Consider the following 11,808-nt stretch of genomic DNA (forward strand, 5'->3'; position numbering starts at 1 on the left):
AAGGACGAAAAAAATAAGATTGAACAACGGCTAGGTAAACAAATCATCAGTCAAGCCAATTTAGATTATGCTAATTTATCTAATGACAATATCAAGTCCTTATCCAAAAAAGTATCCGAGTTTTTAAAGGAAAAGTCCGTAGATCATTAGTCATAGGAGATGGGGAATTCCATGCCTAATCAATATGAAAAACTAATTGAACAACAAGCGCGTTTAAAACAAAAAATTGAGCGGGAAGATTTTAAGTTACGCCAATCTAAGTATTATGAAAATCGACAAGCACGAAAAGCCCGTTCTCGCCGATTAATTCAAAAAGGGGCTTTATTAGAAAAGTACTTTCAAGCTAATAACCTCTCGGTCGAACAAACCGAAGAACTTTTAAAAACATTCGCTGACTATGTCAACGCCCATAAACCGGATAAATTAAAAAAAGATCAACCTAATAACTAGGCCGATCGTTTTTATTTTCAGGATTGTTTTTTGGCTTAATTTCTGGATTGTATTTAGCAAAGTATTTTAACTGTTTTTGAATTCTTTGTGTAAGCTCTACTTTACTTTCTTTGTGCTTCCTTTTACTTGATCGCTGTTGAATTATCTTTTGACCCTTACCTCTTCTTTTTGATTTTAGGTCAAGCGTAAAATCTAAAATTTTATTTTGATCTAGCTTACTTAAATGACCGATTTCTTTAAACTTTAGCCCGGCTTTGGGAAAGCGATAAATATTACCGAGATCGACCCAGGAAGGTTTCTTCAACCCAGCGGATTGCCAATCTTGAATCGGATAATATTGTTGCTTGATATAAGCCGATTTATTTTACGCTCTCTGTTTTTTATAGTAAATGTGTTCATAATAAATTTTTATTATAACAAAAAACACCATATTCTAATGAATACGGTGACTTACTCTAAATAATAATGACTAAGACAAGGAATTTAATACTGCTGCTTGTTTTCGTTGTAATTCATCGATTTGTTCATCAAGGGATTTTGACTCTGAATTTAATTTATCAAATTCACTTTGCTCAGTTTTAGCATTTTTTAAATAAGTGTCTACACCTTCAGAACTTATTTCACTAAAAGTATTTATATCTTTTTGTTTTTCGCTTACTTCCTCTTCGTCTGTTTGTAGATTTTCAAGAGCTATGTAGTCATTTGGATCTTGCGCTAAGAGCTTTTTATCCGCAATTACTGCATTTTGACTATTTTTAAGATAATCATTCAAATCACTTAAATTGGTATGCTCATAAAAACGAACGTCAGCTTGAGCAGCAAGTAATGGGCCCTCATCGTCTGCATGAAGTTGGTCTTCTAATTGATTATTTATCGAAGACTTTCGATCCTTTAAAGCATTTATTTGTTTCTGATAAGCTAACCAAGTATTAGCAGTTTGCGCATTATCTGAATTAACTACTGTCGTAGTACTTTGTTTATTTTTTAAATCATTTAATTGCGATTGTAAACTTACAATCATATTCTGCAAGTCGTGAATTTCATCTTGATAATGAGCTTTATCTGCTTTTGTAGAAGCATATAAAGCCGTAACAGTATATTTTTTAGCTGCAAAGCCCTTTTTTGTAGCTTGAATTGTATACTTCCAACCATTTTTAATTGGCGCTTTAAGAGTTATTTTAAAAGTACCCCTTTTAGAAGCTATACCCTTACCTAATAAAGCCTTATTATGTAAGACCTTAATAGTTGCTAATTTAGTAGTTTTACCATTAACACTCGTTTGATTACCTGTAATTGGATTTACCTTCAAACTAACGTGATTAGACTTGGCAAGCACAGGGCTGCTTAACAACAATGCGCTTAATCCGACACTCGTCAAAATTATTTTTTATCATAGTTGAAGCTGTGACATAAGTCTATATTGATGAAAATTTCATTTGGTTTCTTGACTTAAAGACAATTTAAAGTTTGCTTTTGCTCAACACTTTAATCTAGTCTAAACCTGCGCCACAACTCAGATTCCGGCCATTTAACACAAAAAAAGCGTATTCCGACAAAGTTCGACGGAATACGTTTTTTTGCGTTAAATTCTGGAATCTACCGAGTTGTGTCACACTCTCTTTCCTACGATTAGTCAAGGGTTAAATATGTTAGCAGTTTATACATGGTTAGATCTATAACCCATATTAGGGGGGCTGCAAGCGGTCAACAAATTTTAAGTAAACTAAATAGACCTCACTACATTACCTTTAAAATGAGTGTGGATTGAACTATTATACAGTTGTCGGAGCTTAAGACTCCGTGTTAATTAATGGACTTCGAGTCCGCGTATCGTAATGATACTTTGTGCCTGTTAAGACCATAGCGTAAAGACATTTCAGTGTCCGGTTCATGCAGGCAACTACAGCGACCTTATCCCTTTTCGGGATGGGTCGTTTTTTTAGTCGATAATAATAATCAACAATGTGGTTAGGTGCAGCTGCTTTTTGACGAATCATATTACGAACAAGCATGTAAACTAACGCTCTGCCGTATGGATCGCCACGCTTATTAATATGATCCTGTCGCTGATAACCACCAGATTGATAGCGATTTAAATCAATTCCGATAAAGGCATTGATTTGGTTAGCATTATCAAACCGGGTGATATCACCGATTTCACCAAGTAATTGGGCAGCCGTTAGGTCGCCAATTCCTGGCATAGAGGTGTAGATATTAAAAGCTGGCAGTGGTTGGGCAAGTAACTTAAGTTGCTTGGTCAGCGTGGCTTTTTCTTGAGTCAATGCCGTCAACTGCTGGCAATAGTAGCGAACTTCTTCCACTTGGATACTGTCAGCATTCGTCGCTGGATAGCTAAGTCGCGTGAATTCGAGTAACTTTTCTGCATACTTAAGTCCTTTGGCTTTAGATAGATTTTTATCAGTATTAGTAATGAGCTGATTTTTAAGTCGCGTCCGCGACAAGCCTTTAACAAAATCAGGATGTGGGTAAAGCCAAATCACATTAAGGGCTAATTGCGAAACACGACTAGTAAAAAGTTGTTCTTCTTCCGGAAATGTCTGTTGAAGTGCAGTATACAATTTCACCTGTTTAAGCTTGATATCGTTGGTCACCTGTTTACAAAAGCGCGTTAACTCATGTAATTTTTGATATGAGTCGGTCCCAGTTTTGGTTAAACGATAGTGGTTTTCTACAACTGAACGGGCAATCTTATGAGCATCTAATGAGTCAGTTTTTACTCGCCGCAAACTTTCAGAGTGTAGGTGGAGTTCTAAAGGATTTAAACAAGCATACAAGACATGATTATCTTGACAGAAACGCGCAACTGGACGTGAATAAACGCCAGTCGCTTCAAAATAAACGACGGGTTCATTAGCTGCATCAATAACCTTTTTTAGATGCTTAAATCCAGGTTGATTATGCGGACAGTCAAATTCATCGAGACACTGCCGGTCTCGATACCAAACCACGTAACTATGATTTTTTGAGACATCTAATGCGATTACATCAGACAAAGTATCGCTTCCTTATCAATTTTTGAAGTTTCCAACTCTTTCACAGTGTCAAATCATTTCCTAAACACGGCCTCGCAGGTCCTCAATCTTAAACCATATTTGCGCCATGAAAGTGTTAGATGCCATTTTGAAATACGGACTCGAAGTCCCAGAGAGTATGTGCGGCCTTAGCTTCACTTTCAGTGTAAACAAAAAGTTCTGATATCAATCGATTTTCATCGATTAATATCAGAACTAATCTTAGATTGTTTTAGTTCCTGATTAGTTTCTAGGTTTCAACCCATCCAACAAGAATTCACACACTTCATCCGTGGTCTTATCGATGTCTAACGGGGTATCGCTCATGATGATGTTGGGAATCAAATAACCCACGATCACGCCGCTGGCCATTCGAACGATCCGCATGGAATCCCAATCCACCAGCTCCCCGCGTTCCTTATACTCACGGAACAGGGAATCAACACCGCTTTGCAGCAGCTTGCTCAGTCGCTTGGTCAAACTGGTCATAATCGACGGATCCTTAACCATTTCTTGAATAAAGATCTTCATTTCTTGCCGGTTATCCATTGCGTAAACCATGCGGTCTTTAACGGCATACCTTAAAAACGATTCGAAGTTCTCAAAGGGGTTCTGGTGCAACGTGACTAAAAATTCACCTGCCACTTTGGGAAAAATATCATGAATAAATGGCTTCAAAATTGCTTGACGCAAGCCATCCTTCGTTTTGAAATGTTTAAAAACGGTCCCTTCAGACACCCCAGCTAAATGAGCAATATCAAGCGTACTGGTATTCTCATAACCCTTTTGAGCAAATAGCGTTAAACTCGCTTGTAAAACTTTCCGTTGCTTTGCCGATAAACTGGTCGTTTTAATATTGTTGGCAAACAACGTTTCCACATCAGTATGTTTCATTGCATTTCCCCATTTTAATCTGTCTTTTTATTTACCGACCACTAACGGTACTGCTGATTTTTGACGGTTGTGTTTGTGCAACTTGCTGATTTTCTGTGAATTTAGTCGTTTCGGCGGCTAACTTCTTATTGGCCGTGGCGAGCATCAGCCGAATCCGGTTCAACTGGTTGACCACGGAAGTACCCGGATCATAATCAATTGGCGAAATATTGGCACCTTTGAATTGACGCCGAAGCTCCTTGATCATTCCCTTCCCTACAATGTGGTTTGGCAGGCAGCCGAACGGTTGCATACAGATGATGTTCGGTACGCCGCTCTTCAGCAGTTCAATCATTTCACCAGTCAAGAACCAGCCTTCACCGGTTTGATTCCCAAGTGACAGAATCCTGCTGGCATCGTCAGCGACTTCCTTGATGGCTTCACTTGGCTCAAACCGTTTCGAAGCTTCAAAGGCCTTTTGCATTGGCTGTTCACACCATTTAATCACTTGCATCGCAAATTCTGCAAACCACTTTGCCTTGGCAGACGCACCAAGGTGCTGGTACTTGTAGATCTGGTTATATAGCGAATAGTTCATAAAACCGACAATGTCCGGAACGACCGCTTCAGCACCCTCTTTTTCCAGCAGACGCACAACGTTGTTGTTGGCAATTGGTGAATACTTCACCAGGATCTCACCCACTAAACCAACTTTCGGCTTACGCACTTCGTTGAGCTTAACGGTGTCGAAGTCCTGAACGATTTCGTTGACGTTTCGTTTAAATTCTTTGAAACTGCCCTTTTCGATGGAAGGCCGAACCAATTTGAGCCAGTCTTCGTGCATCTGATCGATCTGACCAGGAGTCGTTTCGTATGGCCGGGTACGGTAAACCACCTTTTCAAACAAATCACCATACAGAAAGGCAATGGCAACCCGTCGGAGCAGCGGCAGGGTCATCTTAAACCCTGGTGTCTCTTCCACACCCTGGTTTCCCAGTGACAGTGACACAACGGGTACTTGACCAAAGCCAGCGTCTTTCAGGGCTTTACGGATCAACGGAATGTAGTTCGTTGCCCGGCAGCCGCCACCGGTCTGAGTCATCATGACAGCCGTATGGTCCACGTCATACTTACCGCTCTGGAAAGCTTCCACCATTTGGCCGATAGAGATGATTGCCGGGTAGCAAGCATCGTTGTTAACGAATTTTTGGCCCACATCCACTGACTTGCGGTCGTTCATTGGCAGGTTGACCACGTTGTAACCTGAAGCCTTTAACGCCACGTCAACCAGTCCATGCTGATGAATTGGCGACATCATCGGCAGGAGCAGCGTGTAACCCTTTTTGTGCATTTCTGGCGTAAAGTCCACCGGTTTAGGACTATCGTGCAGTTTCATTGGCAAGATCTTCCGGTTTTGCCGTTCCTTAACAGCGGCTTTCAGAGACCGTAATCTGATCCTAATCGCACCCATATTGGTGCCCTCATCGATCTTCAGTGACGTATATAGCCGGTTGTACTGATTCATAATTTCTTCAACCTGATCAGTATCAATAGCATCAATCCCGCAGCCAAAGGAATTAAGCTGCACGAATTCCAGTTGAGGGGTCTTGGCAGCCACTCTGGCAGCTGCGTACAGCCGTGAGTGGTAAACCCATTGATTGACCACCCGCAGGCCTTTAACGTCGCCTAAATGGGCGATGGAATCTTCAGTCAGCACGTGGAAGCCTTCAGCCGTCATGATTTGGGAAATCCCGTGGTTAACCTGCGGATCCAGATGGTATGGTCGACCCGCTAGTACAATACCGTGTTCACCGGTGGTCATCAGCATCCGCATGGTATCTTCACCGCGGTCACGAATTTTCTGCTTAAAGTCTTCCAGCGCTTTATAACCCGCTTCAAGGGCCGTCTTAATTTCGGAACGGCTAATATCAAACTTGCTCAGGGCATCAACCAGGTTATCAGTGGTGCCTTTTTTATCGGCTAAATTCAAGTATGGTGAAATCAAGTCCACTTTGCCAGAAGTAATTTCGTCCACGTTATTACGGATGACGTTCGGATAAGACTGCACGATCGGGCAGTTGAAGTGATTATCCGCCGCTTTATTTTCGGCGACTTCGTAGACCACTGCTGGATAAAAAATCGTCTTGTAGCCCCCGTCAATCAAGGCTTGAATATGACCGTGAACTTGCTTAGCCGGGTAACAGACCGTATCGGAAGGAATCGTCTCCATGCCCTTTTCATACTGTTTAGCATTTCCTTTAGGCGACAGCTGCGCGCGAATGCCCAGGTTGCGGAAGAACGTTTGCCACAACGGGTAATTTTCGTACATGTTCAGCACCCGCGGGATTCCAATAGTACCCCGATAAGCTAACTTTTTACGCAGTGGCCGATAGCTAAAGAGCAGCTTGTACTTTTCGGCAACTAAGTTGATCTTGCCGTTATCCTTTGGTACCCGCTGCTTCATTCCACGGGCTTCACCACGTTCACAGCGGTTACCCGTAACGAATCGCCGGCCGTCATTGAAGACGGTGATGGTCAAAGCACAGTTGTTTTCACAAGCGCCGCAATGCATGTATTCTTTGTTGAAGCTTAAATGATCCATTTGATCAACGGAGAGCAACGTGGTTTGATCACCGGTCTTGTAACCTTCCTTGGCAATCAGGGCAGCACCGTACGCGCCCATCAACCCGGCAATGTTTGGCCGAACCACATGAGTCCCAGCAATTTTTTCAAAGGCCCGCAGCACCGCTTCGTTATAAAAAGTCCCGCCTTGGCAGACGATGTGGCGGCCCATATCGTCTACCTGACGCATTTTAATCACTTTAAACAGGGCGTTCTTAATGATCGAAACGGAAAGTCCAGCGGCAATGTCGCCGATCGTGGCACCTTCTTTTTGAACCTGCTTAACCTTCGAGTTCATAAAGACCGTGCAGCGTGATCCCAAATCTGAAGGGTGCTTTGCCAGCAAAGCCGCCTGAGCGAAGTCTTCGATTTTGTAATTTAATGAAGTGGCAAAGGTTTCCAGGAAGGAACCGCAGCCGGATGAACAGGCTTCGTTAAGCTTAATCGTCGATAAGGCGTCATTTTTAATGGTCATGGCTTTCATGTCCTGACCGCCGATATCTAAAATGAAATCAACCTCTGGATCGAAGTAGTGAGCAGCCTTGTAGTGGGCAACGGTTTCCACTTCACCGATATCGACCATCAAGGCATTTTTAATCAGGTGTTCGCCATAACCGGTAACGGCCGCTTTGCCGATCGTCACGCCTGCCGGAATTTTACTGTACATATCCCGGAGGATCATCTTGGTTTTCTCCAGCGGATCACCATCGTTATTATCGTAATAAGTGTAAAGAATCTTATTATCGTCGCTCATCAGTGCCACTTTGGTGGTGGTTGATCCCGCATCGATGCCTAGGAAGGCAACGCCCTGATAAGTCGCCAAGTCACGGGTCTCAACCTTGGCCTGGGCGTGACGTTTACGGAATTCCTGCAATTCATCGTCGTCTTCAAATAACGGCTTCAAAGAAGAACTGGGGTGCATCCCGGAATCGTCACCGTTACGTAATTGATCCAGCAATTTTCCCAGTGTCGTTTCCGGTTGATCAGAGGCGTACAGTGCAGCCCCCTTAGCCACAAACAGCTGCGGATCTTCTGGGAAAACGACTTGTTCCGGCTTCAGTTGTAACGTTTCAATGAAGCGGTAGCGCAGTTGATCCATAAAATATAAGGGACCGCCTAAGAAAGCCACGTTGCCGCGAATTTTATGGCCGGCAGCCAACCCCGAAATCGTTTGGTTGACCACGGCTTGGAAAATGGAAGCCGCAATATCGGCCTTTTTAGCACCATCGTTGATCAGCGGCTGAACGTCGGTTTTAGCAAACACCCCACAACGGCTGGCAATGGGATAAATCGTCTCGGCATCCTTAGCCATAACGTTTAAGCCGTTAGCATCCGTTTTGAGCAAGGTCGCCATTTGATCGATAAATGCTCCGGTACCACCGGCACAGCTACCGTTCATGCGTTGTTCCAAGGAATCGCCAAAGAAAGTGATCTTAGCGTCTTCACCACCCAGCTCAATGGCCACGTCAGTCTGCGGAATCAGTGTTTCCACCGTCTTCGTGCAGGCAATCACTTCTTGAATAAACTTCAATTGAAGTAAATTAGCCAGCCCAATACCGCCTGACCCCGTAATTGTGCAAGCAATTTTGACATCAGCTCCCAGCTCAGAAATTGCTTCTCGCAAAATCTTTTCACTGGCCGCTTTAACGTCTGAGTAGTGACGCTCATACCGCGCGAAGACGGTTTGGTTGTTTTGATCCATGACCACGAGTTTGACCGTGGTTGAACCAACATCAATACCGCCAAAATACTTTGTCTGTGCCATTTCTCTCACCTCTCCTTATCTCTTAAAACAGGTTGCGAGGGCCGGAGCCTGTTCGCTTATTTATCTACCGATTAAATACCCTCCACTTAAAAAGTAAAGTGACTACTCACTTAGAGTAACCCATGGATGGCAACAGTTTCAATAGCATATGCAATTATTAACTTTATAGGTAGATAAGGTGGAATTATTTAGCGGAATATTACCGGAATATTATTCCTAACAAAAAATGAGGCTGTGACATAAGTCTCTTAATTCAAAAGCAGGTAGTTAAAAATCCAATGATTTTTAGCTACCTGCTTTTTTGATATAATGACAGAAAAAAAGAGTACCGGTCGCACCCGATACTCAGAAATCATCCTCGAAAGGACAATCCAACATGACAAATTATAACATGGATCAAACAATTTTACCGCTAACTACTGACTATACCGTTCAAAAAGATAATCCGGCTTACTATATTAATGAACTGGTTGAGTCACTCTCAATCAAGGAGCATTACCTATTCGGTCGTCCTCGAGAATATGATTTGGGTGCCATGATGAAGCTGGTTCTTTTCGCATACACTCGTGGTGTCTTTAGCAGTCGCCGAATTGAAACCTTCGCGGTTGAAAATTTAACGGCTCGCTGGCTGACTCAGGAACAGATGCCCACTTATCGCACCATCTGCCGTTTTCGGATTTCCGATGAACTGGAAACTTTGATCCATGACGGGTTAGACCAGCTGGTTGACTACTTGCGTCGTCAAAATTTAATTGATGACGTCACCTTTATTGACGGCACCAAGATTTTAGCTGATGCCAATAAATATAGTTTTGTCTGGCGCAAGAACACCATGCGGTTTGACCAGATGAATCGGGAGGCAATTCAAAATATTTTGGCTGAAATTAAGCAAGCCTACGGCGCAGCTTTCGTTCCTGAGGGGACTAATTTAACACTCGAAATGATGGACGAGGTGATCACCCGGCTTGAAGATCGACTCGATAAATTGAATAAGGAAATTGAACAACAGCCCAAACTATCGCCCAATCCAGCTAAGCAATCAAGACGGCATATTAAAAAAATCAAACGGCAATTAATCCAGCGTAAAGTGAAAATGATTGAACATCAGAGTCAGATGGAAACCTTTGGTGACCGTAATAGCTATTCAAAAACCGACCAGGATAGCACCTTTATGCGCGTCAAAGAAGATCCGATGATGAATGGTCAATTGAAGCCAGCTTATAATTTACAAATCGCTACCAATAATCAATTCGTGCTAGGCTTTGGTTTATTTCAGCGTCCAACCGATACGAAAACTTTGATTCCATTCCTAAATACCCTATCAAATACCAACAAGTTAGCTGAGAACATCGTAGCCGATGCTGGTTATGGATCAGAAGCTAATTACCGCACAATAGAAGATAACTATGAGGGTCATCAAGCCATCATTCCGTACGGAACGATGTTAAAAGAACAAAGTCGTAAATGGCAGTCTGATGATCGTAAAGTTATGAATTGGCATTACTTCGCTGATGATGACTATTATATTGACCAACAGGGTGTTAGATTCGACTTTCAGCGTTACAGTACACGCACTGACAAGAATGGTGTCACGCGTGATTTCAAAATCTATCGGGCGGAAAAATTCAATGCAGATCATCAATCTGTCCGGGCGGCTTTAACTAGAACGGGTCGAACCCGATATATCAGTGTTAATCCCAGTTGGGAGTACTTTAAAGCCCAGCAACGAGAGAGACTAACTACTGAAAAAACAGCAGGAATGTATGCCCGGCGTAAAATAGATGTAGAACCAGTCTTCGGTAGAATGAAGGCTTATTTAGGGTTCAAAAGATTTATGGTCCGTGGTTTAGCGAAGGTTACTAAGGAAACTGGTATCGTCATCATGGCCTTAAATATGGCAAAAATGGTTAAAGTCAGGGGATAAAATCCCAATTTTGACCAGAAAAAAGGCTTATCGAGAAATCAATTCTGATTTCTTCGATAAGTCTTTTTTGAAAGCTATGATTTATGACTTATGTCACAGCTTCAACTATGATAAATACTATATTATCTCCAATGATTTTTTAGAGCATGTATTATAAGCTCTTTTAAGCCATTCTATCTTACTCACGTATATTTATATTCAAGTTATTTTAAAACGTCTTAGAACGTCTCTCACGGCTTTAAAATATAAGATAAACCACCGCCCTAATTCAGGGCACATCTTTTAAGATGCCCCCAACTTTGGGGAGATGTTCATACCAAAGGGTATTTTGTCTATTTTGACCTGACGTCGCAAAACGCGACCCCTAGATCTTGTTTAACTTGCGTCTACCCTAATGTATCCATCAAAAACAACTGATTTTATTAGTTACAATTAAGTGTTCCAGTGGCGTTCTTAGGTTACCCTTCTTATCTATATCATTGAGAAGTTTCTGTAATCCTGATACAGTGTTAAAAAGACCGTCTAAGAAGGTACCCTCAGCTCTTCTTTGGATGGTCTTTTTTCTATATACCAATTTCTACTTTACATATTCACGGTTATTATTTCTTTAGCCAGATCCAGTTTTTAGCTGATGGGGGAAAGTTATTATAGCGAAAAATATGTAATTTATTATTGACTCCTTCAACAGCAAACCCATGGTTAATTCCCTTTGCTGTTGAAATGTACCCTACATCAGTAGTATCTACAAAAAAATGTATTTTATAGTGTCTAATCTTATCTGTATACCGATTTTTAACAAATATCTTTTTATGAGTAATCTTAAAAGTATAATGCTTATTATGCCATGTCCCTATAATCCAATTGGTTGAAATACCGTTCGCTGATGCATTAGTTGGATTAATTACATACCATCCTATAAACATCGCTGCTATAACAACCAACAATGAACTAGCCTTAATCCACTTGAACAATGTACAACACCCCTTCTGATATTGTTAAATTAACTATACCACTTTTTACTTTACATAATGCGGCTTATCCCAAGTAACCCACATTCACCGCGGCACTTCCACATTCCGTTATTTTTTGATTGTGAACTTGTCCAAAAAAGAAGTGGTATAGGTCGCAGATTGGCTTTAATT

The 11,808-nt window shown here is 41.8% G+C and carries 6 protein-coding genes and 2 pseudogenes; 2 read left to right on the top strand and 6 right to left on the bottom strand.

What is annotated here, in order from left to right; translation table 11 throughout:
• Window positions 1-171 precede the first annotated feature (171 nt).
• Complete coding sequence (locus tag EKM99_RS14805) at window positions 172-450, top strand: hypothetical protein (protein WP_125584136.1); 279 nt, start codon at window positions 172-174, stop codon at window positions 448-450.
• Here EKM99_RS14805 and EKM99_RS14810 read toward each other — a convergent pair.
• The 5 genes and pseudogenes from EKM99_RS14810 to EKM99_RS14830 all read right to left on the bottom strand — a co-directional run.
• Window positions 440-811, bottom strand: a pseudogene (locus EKM99_RS14810) (hypothetical protein); the annotation flags it as partial. The gene EKM99_RS14805 and the pseudogene EKM99_RS14810 sit on opposite strands and share 11 nt — an antisense overlap.
• Before the next feature lie 108 nt (window positions 812-919).
• Complete coding sequence (locus EKM99_RS14815) at window positions 920-1,804, bottom strand: Ig-like domain-containing protein (protein WP_125584138.1); 885 nt, start codon at window positions 1,802-1,804, stop codon at window positions 920-922.
• A 436-nt stretch (window positions 1,805-2,240) separates the two neighbouring features.
• Window positions 2,241-3,464, bottom strand: a complete 1,224-nt coding sequence (locus EKM99_RS14820) for an IS110 family RNA-guided transposase (protein WP_125584139.1) — start codon at window positions 3,462-3,464, stop codon at window positions 2,241-2,243.
• A gap of 261 nt (window positions 3,465-3,725) precedes the next feature.
• On the bottom strand, window positions 3,726-4,376 hold the full coding sequence (locus tag EKM99_RS14825; protein ID WP_125584140.1) for a TetR/AcrR family transcriptional regulator: 651 nt from the start codon (window positions 4,374-4,376) through the stop codon (window positions 3,726-3,728).
• Window positions 4,377-4,407: 31 nt separating this feature from the next.
• Window positions 4,408-8,742, bottom strand: a complete 4,335-nt coding sequence (locus EKM99_RS14830; protein ID WP_125584141.1) for a 2-hydroxyacyl-CoA dehydratase — start codon at window positions 8,740-8,742, stop codon at window positions 4,408-4,410.
• A gap of 376 nt (window positions 8,743-9,118) precedes the next feature.
• Between EKM99_RS14830 and EKM99_RS14835 the strand changes: the two are divergent.
• Window positions 9,119-10,657, top strand: a pseudogene (locus tag EKM99_RS14835) (IS1182 family transposase); the annotation flags it as partial.
• Window positions 10,658-11,265: 608 nt separating this feature from the next.
• Here EKM99_RS14835 and EKM99_RS14840 read toward each other — a convergent pair.
• A complete protein-coding gene (locus EKM99_RS14840) occupies window positions 11,266-11,637 on the bottom strand; it encodes a hypothetical protein (protein ID WP_125584143.1) in 372 nt (123 codons plus the stop codon).
• Window positions 11,638-11,808 lie beyond the last annotated feature (171 nt).

The sequence above is a fragment of the Levilactobacillus cerevisiae genome (assembly GCF_003946245.1).
Classification (GTDB): Bacteria; Bacillota; Bacilli; order Lactobacillales; family Lactobacillaceae; genus Levilactobacillus; species Levilactobacillus cerevisiae.